This window comes from Oricola indica, from assembly GCF_019966595.1.
GTDB lineage: Bacteria > Pseudomonadota > Alphaproteobacteria > Rhizobiales > Rhizobiaceae > Oricola > Oricola indica.
Map to the genome: position 1 here is coordinate 107,681 of NZ_JAINFJ010000001.1, position 22,115 is coordinate 129,795.

Sequence of the window (22,115 nt, forward strand, 5' to 3'; positions counted from 1 at the left end):
CCTACAGCACGCTGTAGAAGAACCGCGCCGCGACCACGAACATGAAGATGCCGAAACTCACCTCGAGCTGACGCTTCTTCAGCCCGTGCGCCAGACGCACGCCGAGCGGCGCGACCAAAAGCGTGATCGGGATGATCAGCGCAACAGCGAGCCAGTTGACGAAGCCCGTCGAGAGAAACGGAAGCCCCGCCTCGCCCCATCCGGCCCAGATCGAACCGATAAAACCGGGAATGGATATCAGCACACCAACACCCGCCGACGTGGCCACCGCCTGGTGGATAGGCCGGTTGAAAAGCGTCATGAAGGTGTTGTTGAGCACGCCGCCGCCGATGCCCATCAGCGTCGACAGGAAACCGATGATCGCGCCGATACCGAAGCGTGCGATACCGGTCGGCAGATCGTCGCCGATCCGCCAGCCCGGCCGGTTCAGGATCAGGCGAAGCCCGACGAGAATCGAGATGACCGCGAAGACGATGCGCAAGCCGCTGCCCGATATCGATGCGAAAACAAGCGTGGCGAGCAGCACGCCGGTCGGAATCGCGAAGACGTAGCTCTTCAGCAGCTCCATATCGACCGCGCCTTTGGCTCGATGCGACAGGAAGGATCGGATGGAGGTTGGAACGATGATGGCGAGCGAAGTGCCGACCGACAGATGCATGCGCAGCGAATCCTCGACACCGACAATGCCGAAGACCTGGTAGAAGATCGGCACCAGAACAGCACCGCCTCCGATGCCGAAAAGGCCCGCGAGGACGCCGGCCACCAGCCCCGCACCGGCGAGAGCCAGCACCAGCCCCGCCACTTCCATGATCGTCACGTCACCCATTCCGGAACTCGCCCCCGCAGCCAGAAATACGGCCAAGAATACTGCCAGATGACCGGTTTCAGGGAGCTTGGCAAGCCACGGCGCCGTCAGGCCGCCGCACGTTGAACCGCGGTGATCTTTTCCAGCGCGTCGCGCAAAACCTGACCGTCCGCACCCGGCAGAACGGCTTGCGTCGAAAGGTGCTGGCGCCAGCCTCGCGCGCCGGGCATGCCGTGGAACAGTCCGACCATATGGCGCGTCACTTGGTTCGCCTTTCCGCCCGCGGCGACATGCCGATCGATATAGTCGGCCATCGTCAGTACGACGGAGTGCAGATCGACCGAAGCGCCGGCTTCGCCGTAAATCGTGCTGTCCACGTCGCTCAGCAGACCCGGGTTGTGATAGGCCGCGCGGCCCAGCATGACGCCGTCAACATGCCGGAGATGCTCGACGGCCTGATTCAAATCCTGAATACCGCCATTTATCCCGATGAAAAGGCTGGGATAATCGGCCTTCAGGCGATAGACGAGGTTATAGTCCAGCGGCGGGATATCCCGGTTCTCCTTCGGGCTCAAACCTTCCAGCCATGCCTTGCGGGCGTGCACCCAGATCGCATCCGTCCCCGCATCGGCGACCTGGCGCGCCAGATCGAACAAGGCCGTTTCCGGGTCCTGCTCATCGACGCCGATACGGCATTTAACGGTCACCTGCTGCCCTGCCGGCGCGGCCTCTTTCATCGCCTCGACACAACGAGCGACAAGCGCCGGCTGCAACATCAGGCAGGCGCCGAATGTTCCCGACTGGACACGATCCGACGGACAGCCGACATTGAGATTGACCTCGTCATAGCCGAAACTCGCCGCGATCCTCACCGCTTCCGCCAGCTTCTCCGGATCGCTGCCACCCAGCTGCAGCGCCACCGGATGCTCGGCCGCGTCATAACCGAGCAGGCGCTCCCGAACGCCATGGATCACCGCATCCGCCACGACCATCTCGGTATAAAGCAACGCCCGCCGCGTAAGCTGGCGATGAAAATAGCGACAATGCCGATCGGTCCAATCCATCATGGGCGCGATGGCGAGACGCTGGGATGCGCTAATCGGCGATTTCCTTTCGTCTTCCAATACTCAGTCCATATCTCTGATTTTTGCCGACGCCTCGTATCGGTTAATTTCGTGCCTGTTTGCTTGGAAAGCACAACACAAGGTATTCCCCTATGGGCTACCTCGCAAAGACGGGTCTGTAGCATGGCTTGCACAGATTGTCATAAAGCGCGGCGGTGTGATCGTTCTGCCCGAAAACAAGAGATTCGATCGACGGCCAATGCCTGAGACCGGCGCGGTCAATCCGGCGCGCTTGTAGCCACGCTCAAATGCGGGGTAAGCGGGATCGATGTCCCGACGCTCTCAGACGCGACAGGTCTCTACATCCGGCATGCTGCCGGTTTTTGGGGAGGACTGCTGCGGCATCCAAATCGATGCGCCTGTCGAAGACAGCCACGGTGATCGCCATGGCCGAGGCCGCTCAGGCCAAGAGCCTCAACGGTTCTTCCATGGCGTTGGCGAAACTGTCGAGAAAGGCCACCGCGGCTTCGTCGGGCAACACATCGGGATCGGCACAGAGGAGAGCCGCAAGCGCTTCACCGCCCGCAAGCGTGTTGAGCCGAAGCCGAAGGGCCCGTCCCGGCAACAACGGCATGAGCACGGGCGAGACCCGACCAGCCTCAAGGAACTGGACCGAGAGAAGCGCCTCGGCCTCGGCATCATCTCGCTCGCTGTCGAGCGCCTCTAGGCGTGCCTGCCTCTGAACCCCGACAGAGTGATCACGGGACATTGCAAGGCGTATCTGCCGACCACCGGTTTCAAGCGCCAGATCGCGGTTGGCCATGGCGTCGGACAAGTCGAGTTCGGCCAACGCCCGCCCCGCCGCGCGCAAAGCGATATCCTCGATCGACAACGCCAGGCCCGCTGCATCGACATCATCGATGAACCGACGCAGCGCGGTGAGATCTATCTGCGCCGCAAAGGCTGAAGGAATACGCGCGGGCCCGGGCCCAGCGGTTCTTACAGCCGGTTCATCAGGCGCGTTCAGCACATCGGCGGCAACAATCCGACCGAATGGGCCGGTGCCGATGATCGCGTCGAGCGCCAGCGAACGCTCCTTCGCGAGCTTGCGCGCATAGGGCGAGGCTTTCTGCCGCACAACCGCAGGAATCATGCCGAAATCCCGCCGATTCGACCACCCATCGGAATGACCTGACCAACCTCGGCTTCGATTGAAGTGACCTTGCCCGAGACCGGAGCCTCGATCTCGACCACCGCCTTGTCGGTCTCGATTTCAGCGACGAGTTCGCCACTGGTTACCGTATCGCCAAGCCCCTTGACCCAACGAACCAGCGTGCCTTCGCTGACCGTGAGATCCCCGAACGGCATCAGGATGTCTTCCTCTCCGTCCTTCCCGGCGGCTGCCGGCGCGGGAGTTTCCGGAGCCGCCGACGGGGGAGCCGAGGGCGAAGCGATCGGCGCAGGCGCAGGCGCGGGCGCCGCAACCGGACGACCGCTCCCCTGCCCCATCCAGTGATCGGGCACCGGTGGCAGGCCATCGACTATGCCTTGCGCCGCCTCGATGATCCGCTCCGCGTTGACCAGCATCGCCTGCTCGAGAACCGGCGCAAAGGGATGCGAAACCGGCAGCGTGTGAAGCCGTCCCGGCGGCGCATCCAACTCGTCGAAGGCCAGTTCGTTGATCGCCTGGGCGATTTCGCCACCCATGCCGCACATGGCCCAGGCTTCGTCCACGACTAGCAGACGGTGGGTCTTGCGAACGCTCTCCACCACGGCATAGATATCGAAGGGCACGATCGTGCGAGGATCGATGATCTCTGCCTCGATCCCAGCTGCGGCCAGCGTTTCGGCCGCCTTCATCGCCTGACCAACCAGCTGTCCGCTGGCGACAATGGTGATGTCCTGGCCGGCGCGCGCGATCCGCGCGACGCCAAAGGGGACGTAGTGCTCGCCCTCGGGAACTTCCCCCTTCGATGCGTAAAGCGCCTTGGGCTCCAGCATGACGACCGGGTCCGAAGCACGCAGCGCGGTCTTCATCAGTCCCTTTGCGTCGGCCGGATTCGAGGGCACGCACACGATCAGCCCAGGCATTTGTGCGAAGATCGGATGGTAAGCACCGCTGTGGTGCGGACCCGAACTGCGCAAAGCACCCGCCCCGGCGCGCAACACGAAAGGCGCGTTCATGCCGCCATTCGACATGTATCGCAGCTTGGCACCCTGCAACAGGATCTGCCCCGCCGCCTCGAAAGCAAAATCGGCAAACATCACGTCGGACACGGTCCGCGCACCGATGGCAGAAGCGCCGATGGCCGCCGCCGTAAAGGCCTGTTCCGAGATCGGAGTATCGATCATGCGTTCGGCACCGAACTCGGCCCAGAGATTCTTGGTGTGGGCAAAGCTGCCGCCCCGCTCGCCGGTGCCCTCGCCAAAATAGAGAATGGCGTCATTGGCGCGCATCTCCTCGGCGATGCCGTCACGCACAGCTTCCAGCCATCCCTGCACGCGGCTCGCGCCGGCGGCGGGCGCGGCCAGCGCAACGGGCGGGTTGATTGGCTCGGCAAAGACATGGCGGCGGACCGACGCCGGATCCGGCATCGGCGAACGACGCGCGAATTCCAGCGCCTCGTCGATGATCTCGTCAATCCGCGTCTCGATATCCGTCAGTTCCTGCACACTCGCAATGCGGTATTCCTCGACCAGCTTCTTGCGGAACCGGTCGATGGGATCGCGCGCCTTCCATTCGTCGATCTCCTCCTGCGAGCGGTAAGTGCCGGCAACGGGATCGCCTTCATGGTGACCGACCGTGCGATAGGTACGCGTTTCGATCAGCGTGGGCCCCTTGCCCGAGCGTGCGCGTTGCGTCGCCTCGGCCATCACCGTCCAGACGGCAAACACATCGTTCCCGTCAACCGAAACGCCGGGCATGCCATAGCTTGCGGCCTTGCTGGCAATGTCGGTGTTCAACGTCGTTTCGCTTAGGGGCGTCGCTGTCGCGTAGAGGTTGTTTTCACAAACGAAGATCGTCGGAGCCCGTTGGATCGCCGCAAAATTCAGCGCCTCGTGGAAGGCACCGTGATTGCTGGCCCCGTCGCCGAAAAAGGTGACGCCGATCGCATCTGTTCCAAGGGCTCGCGCGCCAAGGCCGATACCGACAGCCTGACCGATGCCGGCGCCGACGACACCGTTGGTGCCGAATAGCCCGACGCTGCGATCGTAAAGGTGCATCGTGCCGCCACGACCGCCGCAGATACCGTCGACCTTGCCGAAAAGCTCCGCCATGACGCCGGCCGGATCAGCGCCCTTGGCCAGCGCGTGCCCATGACCTCGATGGGTGGATGTCACCCAGTCACTGTGTTGAAGATGCGCACAAACGCCGACCGCACTGGCCTCTTGTCCAAGATAGAGGTGCAGGAAGCCCGGCGTTTCGCCCTTGCGGCATGCAGCCTGCGCGACAGTCTCGAACTTGCGCAAGAGCACCATCTTCTCAAACAAACCAAGCATTGTGGATGCAGCCGGCAAATTCGCCTGGCTTCCATTCCGCGACTGAGCCGCACGTGAACTCTGGTCCAAGTTTCCTCCTTCGACGATCAGGCCTCGCCTATCTCTCGAAACTCACATAGTAGTATAATAGCATAATGGCAATTCGGAAATTTCCACGGGCGAAGCGAACGGACGCAGCATCGCTTGACCTGGCCCGATCCATTCATGATAATATACTATTATAATTTAATGTCGAGAATGGAAGCCCCATGACATCCGAACAGGCTGCGGCGAGGTACAACGCCCGGAGGTTGCCGACCTCAGCCAATGCAACTCAGCGAGACGCGGGTTCAGCGCCGGTAAGGGCGGCTGATGTGGCTCGCGCGCTAACACTGACCTCCCAGCGCCGCGTCGCCGCCGATCCCCGGTTCGGCATCCGGCACACGGCGCCCGCCGCGGTCGTTGTCGTCAATACCGGCGACGACCGCGGCACCCCGCGCAACTCGGCAAAAAGGTGATGGCATCAGGCGATCGCGAATGGGCGGAGCTGGAAGGCACCGACTGAAATAGGCGGCAAGACAACGCCGCGACAAGGGAGAAAAAATGAAGTTCCTGCGCTATGGCCCTAAGGGCGACGAACGGCCAGCAATGCTTGACGCTGCGGGCAATATGCGCGACCTGGCGGAGCATTGCGACGACATCGACGGGGCAATGTTGGCCAATCTCGACCGCTTCGGATCGCTCGATCCAGCCAGCCTGCCGCTGGTCGAGGGCAATCCCAGGATCGGGCCCTGCGTAGCGGAGACCGGGAAATTCATGTGTATCGGTCTCAACTATGCCGACCACGCCGCCGAAGGCAATCTCGCGGTCCCGCCCGAGCCGGTATTGTTCATGAAAGCCACGTCGAGCATTTCCGGACCCGACGACCCGATTGTCCTGCCGCGTGGCTCGGAGAAAACGGATTGGGAGGTCGAGCTCGGAGTCGTGATCGGGCGCGCGGCAAAATATGTCACCGAAGCTGAGGCGCTCGATCATGTCGCCGGGTTCTGTCTGATCAACGATGTTTCCGAACGCAGCTATCAGTCTGACCGGGCAGGCCAATGGACGAAGGGAAAAAGTTGCGACAGCTTTGGCCCGATCGGCCCCTGGCTCGTGACACCGGACGAGATTGGCGATCCGCAGGATCTGGCACTCTGGCTTTCGGTCAATGGCGAGACGATGCAAAACGGCAGCACGCGCAACATGATCTACGGGGTGCGGTTCCTGATTTCCTATCTCAGCACCTTCTTCACGCTCCATCCCGGGGACATAATCACGACCGGCACGCCGGCGGGCGTCGGCCTCGGAATGACGCCGCCGCGCTATCTGAAAGCGGGTGATATCGTAGAGCTGGGAATCGACGGGCTCGGTCGACAAAGGCAAGTGGTCACCGCTGAATAATTCGGCGAACTAGGGAGGGCATGATGCAGATCGATCTGGAAGGAAGGGTCGCGATCGTCACCGGTGCGGCGGGGGCGATAGGCCGCGCGATATCGCGGCGACTGGCCGACAATGGCGCGCGCGTGGTGATCGCCGATATCGACTTCGCCGGCGCCGAGGCTTTCGCTGCCACCCTGCCCCGCGCGATGGCCTGCCACATCGACATCGCCGATGAGGCGTCCGTCGCCTCGGGCGTTGCCGCCATACTCGACCACTTCGGCCAGATCGACATTCTGGTGAACAATGCCGGCATCAACACCCATGCGCATCGGGTCAATATCGACGTCTTCCCGCGCGCGGAATGGGACAGGATTCTGCGGGTCGATCTGGATGGCACCTATCTGATGAGCAAGGCTGCACTGGCGCCAATGCTGGCGCGGGGGGCGGGCGGACGGATTATCAACATCGCCTCGGTGGTCGGCCTCGCCGCGATGCGCCTGCAAAGCCCTTTCGTGGCAGCGAAAGCCGGGCTCATCCACCTGACACGGTCGATGGCGCTGGAACTGGCGCCGCAAGGTGTGCTGGTAAACGCGATCGCGCCCGGCTCTGTTCTGTCCGAAGGCACACGCGCCCTGTTTTACAGCGAGGACGGCTCCTTCGCCGGGCGCACCGCCGAATTCATGGCCCAGGTGCCGATGGGCCGTCCCGGCACGCCGGAAGAGATCGCCGAGCCCGTGCTTTTCCTGGCTTCTCCGGCTGCGGCCTATGTGAACGGCCAGACGCTCACCGTTGATGGCGGATGGACCGCAGGATATCCGATATGAGGACCGAAATGCGAATCGAGCTTGATGGCAAACTGGTGGCCATGACGGGTGTGGTGACGCGCGTAACCGAAGCTTTGGGCGAAGCGCTGTCTGCGAACGGCGCGACGGTCGCCCGAGATCACACGGAATTACCCGACATCCTGATCGTCGCCCTCCCCCTCATTCCGGATGGCGGCTTCGACTGGTCGGAACTGCATGCACAGGCGCGGGAAACGGGCCTGGCCATGAAGGCCCGTGGTTCCGGTCGTATCGTCTTTCTGATGTCGGCCATGGCGGCCATTCCGATGCGGCGGCATCCGGACTATTCGGTCGAGATGGCCGCCGTTCTGGCCGCTCTGCGAGGCCTTGCCATGTCGCTCGCACCGGAGGTGGTTGTGAACGGGATAGGAGCCGGCACAATCGGCGACCCGGCCTGCGCCGGCGACACGGTGATGATAGGCCACACCCCGATTGGCCGTGCGGGAACAATCGACGACATCTGTAATGCGGCCCTGTTCCTGTGCGATCCGCTCAACAGCTATCTGAACGGACAATTGCTTCCCGTCGATGGCGGATGGAGTGTCGGCTATGGCCGCAGCTTCTGACCGTCTCTGTCCTCCACAGCGGCTGAAGGCACGACCCACCTCGCGGTCGCGCCCTACCCGTCTGTTCAAGGCAGCAGTCTGGCAAGCAGGCCGCCGTCGGCTCGAACCGCGCTTCCGGTCACGAAACTCGACGCGTCGGAAAGCAGGAAGGCGATGACAGCCGCAATCTCGGACGGTTCCGCGATCCTGCCGATCTTGTCCTGCGAGAAGCTGAGGCCAACCGCTTCCGCGCCGCCGGCCTCGTCCAACCCGTCCAGTGTCATGCGCGTGGCAACCGAGCCGACAATGACCGAATTGACCCGGATCCGGTCGCACGCATAGTCCAGCGCCATCTGTCGCGACAACGCGGCAATCGCCCCCTTGGTCGCGGCGTAGGCCGGCACGCCGGGCACGGTCGCTTCGGCGTGAACCGAGGCAATGTTGACAACGGAACCGCCACCCGCCGCGCGCAACAGGGGCAAGGTGGCCCGGCAGACCCGGAAGACGGCGGTCAGATTCACGGCAAGTGTCCTGTCCCATTCTTCGTCGGAAAGTTCCTCGAGCCGCTTTCCGGTCGGGTATATCCCCGCGGCATTGACTACACCGTCAAGCCCGCCGAAGGCATCGGTTGCTGCAGCAACGGCGGCGCGAACATCCGCGTCGCGCGTCAGATCGGCTTCGTGAAACAGGAAGGACCCGTCGTCCAACTCGGACGCCAGCGCACGACCGGCGGCACCGTCAAGCCCCACCGCTGCAACCTGAGCATCATTTTCGAGCAGATGCCGGCAGGTCGCCGCACCGATACCGGTGGCACCTCCGGTCACAAGGATGCGCTTGCCAGCCAGCAAGACTCAGGCCTCCATGGCCATGGCCAGATTTCGGGCCTGCGCCTCAGCCACTTCGCGCATAACACGCTCCTCATCGCCCTCACCGCGCCGGAACTCGCCAACGATTTCGCCATCGGCGACGGTCAGACAACGATCGCACAGCCCGATCAATTCCTCCAGCTCCGAAGATACGATCAGAAGCGCCACACCCTTGCCGGCCAACTCGACGATCAACCGATAGATCTCGGCGCGCGTCGCGGCGTCGACCCCCTTGGACGGCTCGTCCAGCAGCAGGATGCGCGGCGTCCGCATCAGAACGCGTGCAAAAAGGAGCTTCTGTTGATTGCCCCCGGAAAGCTGCGCGACCGAGGACGTGGCAGACGGCGCCTTGACGGACAGCTCGCGCATCGCCCTCTCGATCTCCGCCATCTCGCGATCGGCATCGACGAAGAAGTTGGAGGAGACTGCGGAAAGATTGCCGATCGTGATATTCATGCCCACCGGCAGGTTAAACAAAAGCCCGTCATGTTTGCGGTCCTCCGTCAGGAGAGCGATGCCGGCAGCACGCGCGTCCCTTGGCGATGCGATCCGGATCGGAGTGCCATCGACCTTGATCGTGCCAGTGGCTGGCACGCGGCCATAAATCCCATGCAGGATTTCGCTCCGCCCCGAACCGAGCAATCCGGCAAGGCCGACGATCTCGCCGGCGGCAACGTGGAAGGACACATCGCGCGCGCCATAAATGGCGCCGGTATGCCCGGGTACGTTCAAACCCACCACCTCCAGCATTTTGTGTTCCGTCGGCTCATCGGTCCGCTCGGGGAACAATTGCTGCAAGCGGCGGCCCGACATCGCGAAGATGAACTTGTCCTGATCGAACTCGGCACGGTCGAATTCATCACCGACCCGCCCATCGCGCAACACCGTGGCATGGTCACACAGGTCCAGCACTTCGGGAAGCCGGTGAGTGATGTAAATGATGGTCTTGCCCTGGGCCTTGAGCCGGCGAAGGACCGCGAACAGCGCGGTAACTTCCTGACCGGACAGCGACGATGTCGGTTCGTCCAGCATAAGCACGTCAGGATTGGCAGAGATGGTGCGCGCGATCATCACCAGATGACGCTGCGCCCCGGTGAGCGAGGCGACTATGGCGCGCGGATTGATGGCGATGCCCATTTCGGAGAAGATCTCGCGCGTTTTCTCGAGCACGAGAGGACGGTTCACACCAATCCCGCCAACGCCCATATGCCCGGCGAAGACATTCTCCGCGACGGTCAGCTGATCCAGAACCTCGATTTCCTGCGGAACATAGCCAATGCCCGCGCCACGAGCGTCATCGGGCGAGCGAAAGGCGCAGGGCTTGCCGGAAAGCAGAAGTTCGCCTTCGTAGGCACCGGCGCGATAGACACCGTTCATGATCTTGACCAGCGTCGACTTGCCGGCACCGTTCTGACCCAGAAGCGCGTGAATGTCGCCTCGACGAACCTTCAGGTCCACGCCGCGCAGAGCCTGGACTCCAGCGAAGGATTTGCAGATGGCACGGGTTTCGATGGCGTAGTCGGCACTCACGGCATTCTCCTTGGGCCAATCCGGGCGGAGAGACCCCGCCCGGAAGACCGGCTTACTGACCCGCGCGGTCCAGCATTTCGTAATAGGGCTGCAGGTCATCCGCGGTGATGACCGGCGCCGGGAGCGGGTTCAGGTAGTCGACCTCCTCACCCTGCGCCAGGCGGCCAAGCAGTTCCGCTACAAGCGCACTTTCCTCGTAGAGCGGTTGGGCGACAAGGCCGTAGGCCTCACCGTCGCGCACCAGATCGAGGTTCTGGCGAATGTAGTCCATGCCGATGATGACCAGATCCCGGTCTGCCTTCCGCGACGCGGATGCCCAGGTCTGGATCGAGTTGCCCGTCGTGCCGAACGCCGCCGCGACATCCGGGTTCGCAAGCAACATCGCCACGGCCTTGGATTCCGCGGCCGACGGATCGAAGCCTTCCATCTCGGTTGGCAGGACAACAATGTCCGGGAAATGCTCGGCAATCGTGGCCCGAAACGCGTCCGACATCGTGTTCTCGGTATCGTTCGATGCGCCTTGCGTCAGCGCGACGGTTCCCTTGCCGCCAAGCTGTTCGCCGATTGCCATCGCGGCATTGTAACCGGCATTGGAGATATCCTCGCCGATGGCGGCGGCAAGGCCGGGAACCGAGCCCTCTTCCGGCAGAACATGCCACGTCACGACAGGCAGGCCCTCGCCGGCCAGATCCGTCATGTAGGAATAGACTGCCGGGTCGGGACCATAGACGCCGACTGCATCGTATTCGGTCCGCGCCAATGCGGCTTCGGCGAGCGGGATCGTCGCTGCGACGTCCCAGTTGGTTGCGCTCGGGTCGCCGACGACTTCGCACTCATATTCCAGTTCAGCGCATTTCTCTAGAAATCCGGCCTGCATCAGGCGATGAACCGGATGGCCGCGCATCGGCTGCACCCACAGCAGGCGCACGGTATCATCTGCAACGGCCGGCGCGACCAGCCCCAGACCGGATACCAACAGTACTCCGGTCAGTGCGGTTCGACCGAACACACCGGGCAGTCCCTTGAATTTCAACATGATGTCTCCTCTCTATTGTCGCCGCCCGTTTCTCGAGCGGTCGTACCCACGCAAACCCAATGGGCTGCGCCTCCTTCTTGGGAAGCGGCGTCAGCCGCCTATCCCGCGTTACCGCTCGCCAGATAGCGGCGCCGCAGAATGTCCAGCCCAACCGCCAGCACCATGATCACGCCCACCGCGATCTGCTGCCAGTTGGCATCGACACCGATAATGACCAGCCCACTTTGGACGACGCGCAGCAGCAGGATTCCGATAACCCCGCCAACCACGGTACCCGCCCCGCCGAACAGCGAGACCCCGCCAACCACCACACCGGCGATAACCACAAGCTCCCAGCCCGAACCAACCGTTGTCGTCGCGGTTGACATGTCGGCCATGACAAACATCCCCGCGACCGCGGCCAATGCGCCAACCGTCATGAAGGAGGCAATCTTGTAGCGGTCGGTGTTGATACCGACGAGCCTCGCAACCTCCTTGTTGCCACCGGTCGCATACAGATTGCGGCCGACCGCGGTTCTGCGCAGCACCGTGTCCGCGACGATCAGAGCCATGATGAAAAAGGCAAAACTCCAGCCAAGGCCAAAACCAAGATTGGTACGGCCAATGGCGGTAACCGCTTCCGGGAGCGGATAGACGGGGTAGCCACCGGTTACGACCTGAATGAGCCCCTGGCCCACAAACAGGACGCCCAGGGTCTGGATGAAAGCCGGGATACCCAGCTTGACCACGACCAGCCCGTTGACCAGGCCCAGGAGAAGTCCCACGCCGACGCCGCCAAGGAGCGCGATCGGCACCGGCAACGCCAAAGCCGTCATCAGCTTGGCTGCCACCACTGCGGAAAGGCCCGCTACCGAGCCGACAGAAAGGTCGAACTCACCGGAAACCATCAGAACCGTCTGCCCGATGGCTATGATGCCAACGAACGAGACCACATTGAGAATCGCACGAACATTGCGAGCCGACATGAAAGCGGGCTCGATCATCCAGAAAAAGCCGGCCAGCAAGACCAGCGCTGCGATCACGCCGACCTCACCTCCGGTGACCAGACGCATCGTGATTTTACGCAAAGCTGAACTCTGTGCGCCCGGCATCAAAGCCCCATCGGCCTCGGCCATCCGCTTCTCCCTTTTGCACGTACCACGCCGAAGCACAGTCCTCCAATTTGTGGGTTGTTAGCACACTTCGGCATTGTAGTATACTATTATAATCGCTTATTGAGGTTTCGCTGTGCATTTTTCCGGATAAGCCCCGGTCGCGTTGGACGGCGACGGTAAACCATTATCAACAATGGGAGATTTGATGTGGAAGATTCCCTGATCGCCGAATTGCAGGCAACCCTGGGCAAAGATTCGGTACGAACCGGAGATATGATTCCCTCGCGAAACTGGGCTGATGCGGCCGGTCTGCCGCCCACTGCCCCGGCGGCCCTGATTCTTCCGCGCAGCAGCGCCGAGGTATCCGCCGCTCTGACCCTTTGCAATGACCATGGACGGCCGGTGGTTCCACAGGGCGGCATGACCGGACTTGCAGGCGGCGCGCATCCTCTCGAGGGTGAGATCGCGATTTCGCTCGAACGCATGGTCGGCATAGTGGAAATCGACTTGCTGGGCGGCACGATCACGGCGCTGGCAGGAACACCGTTGCAGATGGCGCAGGAGGCGGCAAACGATGCAGGCCTGCTGCTTGGTGTCGATCTGGGCGCACGCGGCAGTTGCACCGTCGGCGGCACGGTCGCGACCAATGCCGGCGGAAATCAGGTGCTACGCTATGGCATGACGCGCGCCAATGTACGCGGACTGGAGGTGGTATTGGCCGACGGACGCATCGTCAGCACGCCCGGAAAGATGCTCAAGAACAACACCGGCTATGACTGGACCCAGATTTTCATCGGATCGGAAGGAACGCTTGGCATCGTGACGCAGGTCACATTTGCCCTGCATCCATTGCCGCAATCGATCGATTCCGCCTTGGTCAGAGTTGCCGATACGGCCGCCGCGCTGAAACTTCTCGGCGAATTGGGCAAACGATTGCCTGCCGGCCTTCTCGTCTTCGAGGCGATGTGGCGGGAGTTCTATGACATCGCTACCGGCACTATGGGCCTGACAGCCCCGGTCCCCGCCGGTGACGGGGTTTTCCTTCTGATCGAAGCGCCTGGCACCGGCGATGACGGCTTCATCGAAGCCCTATCGACCAACCTCGAGACTGGTCTGGTTCTCGACGCCGTGATTGCACAATCAGATGCCGAACGCGCGAGTTTCTGGAGTCTGCGCGAGTCGGTTTACGAACACGGTCGGCACTTCCCGCCCATGATCGGCTTCGATATCTCGATTCCGCTTGAGCGGATGGAAGCCGCGGTCGAGGCCCTTCGACACAGAATCGGCGAAACCTTTCCCGGCGTGCCATGGGTGGTTTTCGGCCATCTGGCCGACTGCAATCTTCACGTCAATGTCATGCCCGAACAGTCCGGACCGGAGACACGGAAGACCGTCTCGGACACTGTTTATGGTGTCGTGGCGGATTTCGGTGGCTCGGTTTCGGCCGAGCACGGGATCGGCAGGCTGAAGCAGCCTTATCTGGATCTCACCCGATCACCGAACGAAATTGCCTTGATGGCCGATATCAAGCGAATGCTCGATCCGGGCAGCATCCTGAATCCCGGGCGTATTCTCGCCGCCGGGTAGATCTGGAAAAACCGGCTGGGACTCGGGCATCGACAGTGGCAATGTCGGCCACATGGTCGCCTTCCGAGCCAGCTTGTCTTGGGGTGGCGCCATCACTAGACTGCGTGTCTACAGCTCACCGACAATCCCGATTGCCCGCCGTGCCCCCAACCGAAGACCAGCAGCCTATTCGCGGCACCGCATCCTTCTCAAAATTCGTCCGCGTCCTGCAGTTTGTTGCCGATGCCCCGGGCCGGGTCAGCGTCACCGATATCGCGCAGGCCACCGGCATACCCCGCCCCTCCGCGCATCGCATCGTCTCGGCGCTGCTGCAGGAAGGGATGCTGGCGGAACAGGCCGGCATGCGCGGTCTGGCGCTTGGATCACGGCTCATCAGCCTCGCCTACCGAAGTTGGGACGAGCTTGAACTGCGCAGGGTAGCGCGACCCCATATCGAGAAGCTGAACCAACAGCTTGACGAGACCGTCCATCTCGCGATCAACGCCGGTTCGGAAATGGTCTATGTGGACAAGCTGGAAAGCCGCCGGGCGGTGCGAATGACCTCAAGGCTTGGAACCCGCGTATCGCTGCACGCCAGCGCGGTCGGCAAGGCCTGGCTCGCCGCGCAGCCGGTGGACCGGCAACACGAACTGACCGCCGGCCTCACGCTTTCGTCCTTCACGCCGCATACCATTACCGATCACCAGAAGCTCGATGCCGAAATCGCGCTGACGCGCGAACGTTCATACGCCCTCGACTTGCAGGAAAGCGAACTCGACATCTGCTGCTACGGGAAGGCGATCGTCGGTTCGGGCCAAGTGCTTGGGTGTGTCAGTCTCAGCCTTCCACGCTATCGCTTCGACGAGCTCGCCCCGGAAACCGCGCTAACCGCCATCGAAAACTGCGTCTCGGGTATCGCTCAGGACATGAGTCGGCAGCTGGGGCTTTAGCGCATCGCTCAATAGGTCGCCCGACCGCCGGAAAGGTCGAACACCGCACCGGTGTTGAAGGTGCAGGAGTCGGAACACAACCACAGCACCATCTCGGCCACTTCGTCCGGCTCCCCCAGACGGCCAAGCGGCGATTTGGCGATCATCGTGTCGACATGCTCCTTGCTCATCTGCTCCAGCAAGCTGGTCCTGACCGCAGCCGGAGCAATCGCGTTCACCAGAATCCCGCTGCCCGCAAGCTCCTTGCCCCACGATTTGGTCAAGGCCAGCACGGCTGCCTTGCTTGCGCTGTAGGGCCCGGCATTGGGCGTGCCTTCTTTACCGGCCAGTGAGGCGATATTGACGATGCGCCCGCCGGATCCGTTTCTCAGCGCCGGCAACAGGCTCCGCGTCACATGGAACACGCCGCCGAGATTGACATCCATGATGCGCTGCCAGGCGTCGAGAGGGTACTCCTCGAGACTGGCCGTGGGGCCGGCGTAACCGGCATTGTTGACCAGAATGTCGATCTTCGGATGGCGCCGCAGGGTCTCCGCGGCCGCGTTTGCCGTGGACACGGGGTCGGATACATCAACAGCGATGGCCTGCTCTTTAGGCAGGCCGCCGGGGTCGAGGTCCCAGACAATCACGGTCGCGCCACACGATCGCAATTGCGTAGCGATCGCCGCACCGATGCCGGTGCCCCCACCCGTGATCACCGCAACACGGCCCGAGAAGTCATAGCTTGCGCGATTTTCCATCAAAACGTCCTGAGTGAGTGTCGGATGCCGAACCGGCCCAATTCGCAAAATTGGGCCTATTGATTACGGCTAATATCCACATTATGATAATCATGTCTACATATTGGACATCATTATTGGATCGTTTTTGATCCGCTCGAGGAGATGCCATGAGCCAGAGCAAAGCAGTCCCCGGCGAAAACGCCGAGGCTACGCAGAAAACCATGCCTTATCAGTTCGACCAGCCGCGCGAGATGCGGCCGGATCTGGTCGTCCCATCCGCCGTTCCCGATGATGAAAGGGTCTGGGTGCCACAATCCGAGAATGTCTGGTTCCGCCCGCTCTGCCTGAATGTGTCGGCCGGTTATTGGATGAACCTGTTGCGCGTGAGACGCTCTGGCGTGCTCAGCCGCCATCGTCACCCTGCCCCGGTTCATGGCTATGTGATCAAAGGGAGCTGGCGCTATCTTGAGCATGACTGGATCGCGACCGAAGGCGGCTACGTGTTCGAGCCACCTGGCGACACCCACACATTGGTCGTCGATGAAGACGTCGAGGAGATGATCACGCTCTTCAACGTGAACGGCTGCATGTACTACGTCGACCCTTGGGGCAAAAACATCGGCTACGAAGATGTCTTCACCAAAATCGACATGTGCCGAGCCCACTACGATTCCATTGGATTGGGCGCGGATTTTGTCGATCAATTCATCCGTTGATGCAAGGCGAACAAACATCGCTTCGCGACAGCTGACGCCGTAAGCGCCGCTGTCGCAGCGGCTTCGGACGTCCGCTCGGTCCACACGGCCGAGCGGATAAGGAGGGATGCGGCGACGGAGCGGAGGTCCCCTCCGCGGAGGCCGTCAGCTTTCTTCGAGAGGGATGTCGTAGGAAAGGACGAAATGTTCCGACGGCGCGGCGGTAATCGTCACCTCCACCGCGCGCTGTTTGTCCGTGAGGTAGACCATCTCGGTCGACATCAGCGGGCTACCGGCAGCGACACCCAACTCGCGCGCTTGCGCTTTGCTTGCCACCTCGGCGCGAGCCGTAACCAGGACTCGCTCGATCCGTATGCTCAGGCAACGTTGCAGGTTTCGGAAAACCAGTTTGTCGGTGAAATCCGACACCTTCATCTTCTCGCCGATGTCAGGCGGGAAAAAGGTGGTGATCAGTGTCTTGATCTGGCCGTCTTTGGACAGGTGGCCGCGCAGACACCAGCCCGCCTCGCCCGGCGCGAGGCCAAAATGCGCCTCTGCCAGCGGACTTTTCTCCAGCGCGTAGGAATTGATAACCAGAACCGTACCGCTGGTCGACGCCACGAGATCTTCCAGCGATTCATACCGCGTTCCGGCCCGCACAGTCGGGCTCTTTGCCGTCACCTTGGCCGGTTTGGCCGAGCGTTTCTGGATCAATCCGAGGTCTTCCAGCTCGCGAAGAGCCCGTCGCACCGTGATAAGACTCACGCCGAGATGCGCCTCAATCTCCGCTTCCTTGGGCAGGTCGGTTCCGACCTCGATGTCGCCCCGGACGATCATTCCGCGAATCAGATCAGCCAGCTGCTGATAGAGTGGCCCGTCCTCTCGCGAGAGCTTGTTACGCGGAAAACGGTCGATGATTGAAGCGGCGGAGACCATTCTTTACCTGCTCGGATATCTGAATCTCTTCAGCTATTATCATACTTGCTTGGCTTATGTGTAACCAGCGCCGCTGTTTTCACACGCAACCTTAGTCGCGCCAGTCGCGTGGGCGTCCGCTCCGGTGCCTCGCATAGGTTCAGGCGAAGCCATGTGCCGATCCGTAGACCTACCCCTCGAAAGCCGGGAGCGGTAACCCTTTCACGCCGACGTCCAGCGCGAACAGTCCACCCGGACTGGTCTGCCCCTTCAGTTCCTCCATCGGACGCTTCAGCACCGCGGTCGTGACATAGAGCACGTCCAGGTCCGGCCCGCCGAATTCGCAGCAGGTGGGGAGATCGGTCGGCATGGTGATACTTGCCATCCGGATACCGTCGGGATCGTACCGATCGACCCGGCCTTTGAACGGAATGGTCACCCAGTAACACCCTTCCGCGTCGACCGTGGTGCCATCCGCGATGTCGCCGGGTTCGGTAAACTCGATGAAGGTCCGCCCGTTTTCGATCTCGCCTGTGGCGGCGTCGAAGTCGTAGACATTCACAACCGGCGTATGGCTGTCCGAGAAATACATCCGGGTGCTATCGGGGCTCCAGGCAAGCCCGTTGGAGCAGCCAATGCCATCGATCATCCGGTGCACGGTCAAGTCGGTATCCATCCGGTAAAGCGACCCGATGAATTCCAGCTCCTTGCCCGGAGCTTCGAACATCGTACCAGACCAAAAGCGCCCCTGACGGTCGGGCTTTCCGTCATTGAACCTTGTGTCGGGAAGATGGGATTCGGGGTCGGCGACAGCGGTGAATTCAGCGGTCTCCGGATCGAAGAAATAGAAGCCGGAGCGCATTGTCAGAACAAGCCCGCCGGATTTCCGCAGGCCTATGCAGCCCGGATATTCGGGTGTCTCCCAACTGTCGGTTCGGCCGCTTGCCGGATTGGTGCGAAAAATGCGCTGTCCCCAAATGTCGATCCACCACAGGACAGCCGCGTCGGGATCCCAGATTGTAGCTTCGCCCAACTGCGCGCCCGCGTCGTGGATGCAGGTGATTTCCACCATCACTTGGCTCCTTGTGTTTTACGGCGGCCGAACAGAGCCGCCCATGTAGCACTTACGCCATCGCTGCTCAGCGCGACGGTAATCAGGATCACGGCGCCATAGACGACCTGAAGCGCTCCGCTGGAGAGGTTCAGGGCCGGCAGGAGGCCGGTGAGGATGGTCAGCACCAGCGCGCCCGCGACTGTGCCAACGTAGTGGCCCGTTCCACCGAGGATCGACGCCCCGCCGATGGCCGCCGCCGCCACGGAGGTGAAGAGGTACGGGTCGCCCATGCCGAGATAGGCCTGGCCCGAATAGCCAGTCATCAGCATCCCGGCAAAGGCTGCCGTCATGCCCGAGCCCACATAGGTCAGGATCTTGGTGCGGCGTGTCGGGACACCCGAGAACTCGGCCACGGTCTCATTGCCGCCGAGAGCGTAGAGGTGACGCCCGAATGACATCTTGGACAAGAGCACCGTCGCTGCCACGCCCAGCACCGCCCAGATCACGACGATCACGGGGACCTGGCCGAGCTGCCCGACGGCGAGGAACCGGATGGCGTCGGGCGCGAGCGGTGTCGGCGAGCCGCCCGTAAAGACCAGGATCAGCCCTTGCAGCATCACGTTCGTTGCCAAGGTCATGATGATCGCCGGCACTCCGAAATAGGCCACACCGACACCGTTGAACAATCCTATACCACCGCCCAGGGCGAGCATCAGCGGCATGACCCAGAGCAGCGGCAGGTTCTCGGACGCGCAGAGCATGGTCATCAGGATCGCGGCCGTATTCAGAACCCAGGGGATCGACAGATCGATGCCCGCCCCGATGATGACGAAGGTCTGGCCCAGCGCCACAATGCCGACGAAGGCGGCGAGAACCAGGGTCGCCCTTATATTGGCCGCGGACAAGAATCCCGGTGAGAAAGCCGCTGTAACGAGGAGTAGGAGCACCACCGCGCCGTAAGCCAGCAGGACAGCGCGATTGCGGACAAGAAAACCGTTCATTGCGCTTGCCCTTTCGCGGTCTTCTCTGTCAGCGAACTGGTCAGGACCGCGACCAGAAGGATCATGCCCGAGAGCACCGGCTGCCAATGGCTGGAGATGCGCAAGGCGAAGACCAGACTGCCAATCAGGATCAGGATGAAGGCACCGACAACCGTGCCCATGAGGCCGCCACGCCCGCCGAAAAGGCTGACCCCACCGATCACCGCCGCGGCAACCGAGGGAAGGATGTAGTCTTTGCCGATGATGGGCGAGCCTCCCCCTGTCTGCGTCGTCAGGTAAAGCGCGCCGGCAGCGGCAAAAAATCCGGAAAGCCCGTAGGCGGCGATGTCCACCCGCATGATCGACACACCGGACAGGAATGCCGATTTCTCGCTCGATCCGGTGGCCCGGATCGTCGTACCCAGCCGAGTGGATTTGAACCAGAACCAAAAGCCGATCAGGGCGATCATCATCCAGACCGGCCCGGCGAGACCCAGCAATTCGCTGTAGCCGAATCCGATCCACCAATCGGGAACCGATCCGCCATCGGTCGGCAGGATGATCATCGCCACTCCGCTGAGAACCGACCATGTCGCCAGTGTCACCAGAAAGGGCTGGAGCTGCAGAGAGTTGATCATGACGCCGTTGGCCGCTCCGATCAGGAAGCCAAGTAACAGGATTGCCGAGGACCAAAGGACGATGTTGACGGGATCAGTGCCAAACTGGGTGGCCGCGATCACCGTTCCGAGGCTGACCATGCCGCCGACGGAAAGGTCGATGCCGCCGCGAAGGATCACGATTGTCTGTCCAGTGGCAACAAGGATCAGTGTCATTGCCGAGCCGGTCACAAGGTTCAGCTCGTCTATGGAGAACACGCCGCGCTGCAGCGACGCATACGTCGCCAGAATCGCCACGAGCATGACGCAGGCGGTCAGGAACGGTGCCTTGTCCAGAAGGTAGTTGCGCAGGCTGGTACTCATGTCAGGTATCCTTCTCGAGGACGGCAGCGCGCAAAATTGCTTCCTCGGATATCGCGCTGCGGTCCAGCAGTGCCGCGACATGGCCGGCGCGCAGAACCATGACACGGTCGCAGACATGGACCAGTTCCGGCATGTCGCTGGAATGAAACAGGATGGCGTAGCCCTGTGCGGCAAGGTCGCGCATGAGCTGAAAGATCTCGCTCTTGGTGCCCACATCGACACCCCGGGTCGGGTCGTAAAGCAGGAGAACCCGCGCTTCGGTCAGGAGCATCTTGCCGAAAACCACTTTCTGCTGATTGCCGCCCGAGAGCGTTCCCGCCTCCTGCTCTGGCGTTTCGACCTTGATCGAAAGGAGATCGACCATCTCGCGCACCAGAGCCGCTTCGCGTTTCGAATCGACAAGACCGCACCACGTCATGCGGCGCTGTACGGAAAGGGTCAGGTTTTCGCGAACACTCATCGAGTTGAGGAGCCCCTGCCCGCCGCGATCCTCGGGCACGAGCGCGATGCCGTCTCGCCCCGAGAGCGCCTGGTTGGGAGAGTTGAACCGAGCGGCCCGGCCCCAAAGTTCGACCTCGCCGGTGGACCGACTGGCCCCGAAGAGAGACTGGAACAATTCGCGGTGCCCGTGGCCCTGCAGGCCTCCGACACCCAGAACTTCGCCTTCGCGCAACTCGAAACCGACGCCGCGCAGACGCGAGCCGCATTCGAGGTTCGAAACCTTCAGCGCGATCCGGCCCGTGGTCGTGTCGTGGCGCTCGGGATAGAGCCGGTCCATCTGCCGGCCAATCATTTGCGCCACGATTTCGTCATCGCTGACCTCGTCGGTGACGTGGGTCGCAACGGTTGATCCGTTCCGAAAGATGGTCATGCGGTCGGCGATCGAACGTACCTCGCCCATACGGTGCGAGATGAAAATGACAAGGAGCCCTTCTTCCGCCAGCTTGCGCGTGAGCTTCAGCAACCACTCCGTTTCTTTCGCGGGCAGCGCGGACGTTGCTTCGTCCAATATGAGAACACGCGTGGACTTGGCCAATCCCTTGGCAATCTCGACGATTTGTTGTTCCGCCAGAGTCAGGCGACGCACGTCGCGATCCGCCTGAATAGGTGGAAACTCGTACTTCTCGAACAAATCCAGTGTTTTGCGCCTGAGTTCACGCCTGTCGGCCGCACCCCACCAACGGCGAGGCTCACGGCGAAACCAGATATTCTCCTCCACGGTCAGGTCCGGGATCAGCGACAACTCCTGGAAAACCGCCGTGACTCCGGTGGTCTCCGCATCGTCGGGATTGGCTGGATTGTAGTGAGCGCCGTCGAACAGCACGTCTCCACCATCATGCGCCACCGCACCGGCCAGAATCTGGATGAAAGTCGACTTGCCGGCTCCGTTTTCGCCGATCAGGGCGTGCACTTCACCCGCCCTTGCCGAAAAGGATGCCTGTTCGAGCGCGACAATGCCGCCATAACGCTTTGTCAGGCCACTGACTTCGATGAGGTCCATGGGCACTTCTGCACTGTTGACTGTGGGTGAAAACTCCCTTCCCGGCGTACGAGGCGCCGGGAAGGGAAGCA

General features: G+C 62.0%; 20 protein-coding genes. 6 read left to right on the forward strand and 14 right to left on the reverse strand.

Annotated features, from left to right (window positions below):
- Window position 1: 1 nt before the first annotated feature.
- From LC343_RS00535 to LC343_RS00550, 4 genes are all read right to left on the reverse strand, one after another.
- The gene (locus tag LC343_RS00535; RefSeq protein WP_223475137.1) at window positions 2–826 is read right to left on the reverse strand and encodes a sulfite exporter TauE/SafE family protein; all 825 of its coding nucleotides are present in this window, start codon (window positions 824–826) and stop codon (window positions 2–4) included.
- 86 nt (window positions 827–912) lie between these two features.
- Window positions 913–1,929 (reverse strand): tRNA dihydrouridine(20/20a) synthase DusA, encoded by a 1,017-nt coding sequence (gene dusA / locus LC343_RS00540; protein ID WP_223475138.1) that lies wholly within the window; start codon window positions 1,927–1,929, stop codon window positions 913–915.
- A 400-nt stretch (window positions 1,930–2,329) separates the two neighbouring features.
- On the reverse strand, window positions 2,330–3,022 hold the full coding sequence (locus tag LC343_RS00545) for an E3 binding domain-containing protein (RefSeq protein WP_223475139.1): 693 nt from the start codon (window positions 3,020–3,022) through the stop codon (window positions 2,330–2,332).
- Complete coding sequence (locus tag LC343_RS00550) at window positions 3,019–5,370, reverse strand: thiamine pyrophosphate-dependent enzyme (protein ID WP_223475140.1); 2,352 nt, start codon at window positions 5,368–5,370, stop codon at window positions 3,019–3,021. The genes LC343_RS00545 and LC343_RS00550 overlap by 4 nt, the downstream gene beginning before the upstream one ends.
- A gap of 582 nt (window positions 5,371–5,952) precedes the next feature.
- Here LC343_RS00550 and LC343_RS00555 point away from each other — a divergent pair.
- Genes LC343_RS00555 through LC343_RS00565 form a run of 3 tightly spaced genes read left to right on the forward strand, consistent with a single transcriptional unit; the run spans window position 5,953 to window position 8,176 of the window.
- A complete protein-coding gene (locus LC343_RS00555; protein ID WP_223475141.1) occupies window positions 5,953–6,789 on the forward strand; it encodes a fumarylacetoacetate hydrolase family protein in 837 nt (278 codons plus the stop codon).
- Between the two features lie 20 nt (window positions 6,790–6,809).
- Window positions 6,810–7,592: an SDR family NAD(P)-dependent oxidoreductase gene (locus tag LC343_RS00560; RefSeq protein WP_223475142.1), complete on the forward strand. Its 783-nt coding sequence runs from the start codon at window positions 6,810–6,812 to the stop codon at window positions 7,590–7,592.
- Complete coding sequence (locus LC343_RS00565) at window positions 7,589–8,176, forward strand: SDR family NAD(P)-dependent oxidoreductase (protein WP_223475143.1); 588 nt, start codon at window positions 7,589–7,591, stop codon at window positions 8,174–8,176. Before LC343_RS00560 ends, LC343_RS00565 begins: the two co-directional genes overlap by 4 nt.
- Window positions 8,177–8,241: 65 nt before the next feature.
- Here LC343_RS00565 and LC343_RS00570 read toward each other — a convergent pair whose 3' ends face one another.
- The 4 genes from LC343_RS00570 to LC343_RS00585 all read right to left on the reverse strand — a co-directional run bounded on the left by LC343_RS00570 (window position 8,242) and on the right by LC343_RS00585 (window position 12,702).
- Window positions 8,242–9,003 (reverse strand): SDR family NAD(P)-dependent oxidoreductase, encoded by a 762-nt coding sequence (locus tag LC343_RS00570; RefSeq protein WP_223475144.1) that lies wholly within the window; start codon window positions 9,001–9,003, stop codon window positions 8,242–8,244.
- A 3-nt stretch (window positions 9,004–9,006) separates the two neighbouring features.
- A complete protein-coding gene (locus tag LC343_RS00575) occupies window positions 9,007–10,551 on the reverse strand; it encodes a sugar ABC transporter ATP-binding protein (protein ID WP_223475145.1) in 1,545 nt (514 codons plus the stop codon).
- 52 nt (window positions 10,552–10,603) lie between these two features.
- Window positions 10,604–11,587, reverse strand: coding sequence for a sugar ABC transporter substrate-binding protein (locus tag LC343_RS00580; protein ID WP_223475146.1), 984 nt, complete (start codon window positions 11,585–11,587; stop codon window positions 10,604–10,606).
- Between the two features lie 98 nt (window positions 11,588–11,685).
- Window positions 11,686–12,702, reverse strand: a complete 1,017-nt coding sequence (locus LC343_RS00585) for an ABC transporter permease (protein ID WP_223475147.1) — start codon at window positions 12,700–12,702, stop codon at window positions 11,686–11,688.
- 252 nt (window positions 12,703–12,954) lie between these two features.
- On the opposite strand from LC343_RS00585, the gene LC343_RS00590 reads away from it, so the two are divergent.
- Entirely contained in the window at window positions 12,955–14,268 is a 1,314-nt protein-coding gene (locus LC343_RS00590) for an FAD-binding oxidoreductase (RefSeq protein WP_223475148.1), read from the forward strand.
- Between the two features lie 140 nt (window positions 14,269–14,408).
- Window positions 14,409–15,197 carry an IclR family transcriptional regulator gene (locus LC343_RS00595; RefSeq protein ID WP_223475149.1) on the forward strand — a complete coding sequence of 263 codons (789 nt, stop codon included), beginning with the start codon at window positions 14,409–14,411 and terminating at the stop codon, window positions 15,195–15,197.
- 8 nt (window positions 15,198–15,205) lie between these two features.
- Here LC343_RS00595 and LC343_RS00600 read toward each other — a convergent pair whose 3' ends face one another.
- Window positions 15,206–15,937, reverse strand: a complete 732-nt coding sequence (locus LC343_RS00600; protein WP_223475150.1) for an SDR family NAD(P)-dependent oxidoreductase — start codon at window positions 15,935–15,937, stop codon at window positions 15,206–15,208.
- A 149-nt stretch (window positions 15,938–16,086) separates the two neighbouring features.
- On the opposite strand from LC343_RS00600, the gene LC343_RS00605 reads away from it, so the two are divergent.
- Window positions 16,087–16,635, forward strand: a complete 549-nt coding sequence (locus LC343_RS00605) for a 2,4'-dihydroxyacetophenone dioxygenase family protein (RefSeq protein WP_223475151.1) — start codon at window positions 16,087–16,089, stop codon at window positions 16,633–16,635.
- 144 nt (window positions 16,636–16,779) lie between these two features.
- Here LC343_RS00605 and LC343_RS00610 read toward each other — a convergent pair whose 3' ends face one another.
- From LC343_RS00610 to LC343_RS00630, 5 genes are all read right to left on the reverse strand, one after another.
- Window positions 16,780–17,550, reverse strand: a complete 771-nt coding sequence (locus LC343_RS00610; protein ID WP_223475152.1) for a GntR family transcriptional regulator — start codon at window positions 17,548–17,550, stop codon at window positions 16,780–16,782.
- A 169-nt stretch (window positions 17,551–17,719) separates the two neighbouring features.
- Complete coding sequence (locus LC343_RS00615) at window positions 17,720–18,601, reverse strand: SMP-30/gluconolactonase/LRE family protein (protein WP_223475153.1); 882 nt, start codon at window positions 18,599–18,601, stop codon at window positions 17,720–17,722.
- Window positions 18,601–19,584, reverse strand: coding sequence for an ABC transporter permease (locus tag LC343_RS00620; RefSeq protein ID WP_223475154.1), 984 nt, complete (start codon window positions 19,582–19,584; stop codon window positions 18,601–18,603). The genes LC343_RS00615 and LC343_RS00620 overlap by 1 nt, the downstream gene beginning before the upstream one ends.
- Complete coding sequence (locus LC343_RS00625) at window positions 19,581–20,543, reverse strand: ABC transporter permease (RefSeq protein WP_223475155.1); 963 nt, start codon at window positions 20,541–20,543, stop codon at window positions 19,581–19,583. Before LC343_RS00625 ends, LC343_RS00620 begins: the two co-directional genes overlap by 4 nt.
- Window position 20,544: 1 nt before the next feature.
- Window positions 20,545–22,044: a sugar ABC transporter ATP-binding protein gene (locus LC343_RS00630; protein ID WP_223475156.1), complete on the reverse strand. Its 1,500-nt coding sequence runs from the start codon at window positions 22,042–22,044 to the stop codon at window positions 20,545–20,547.
- Window positions 22,045–22,115 lie beyond the last annotated feature (71 nt).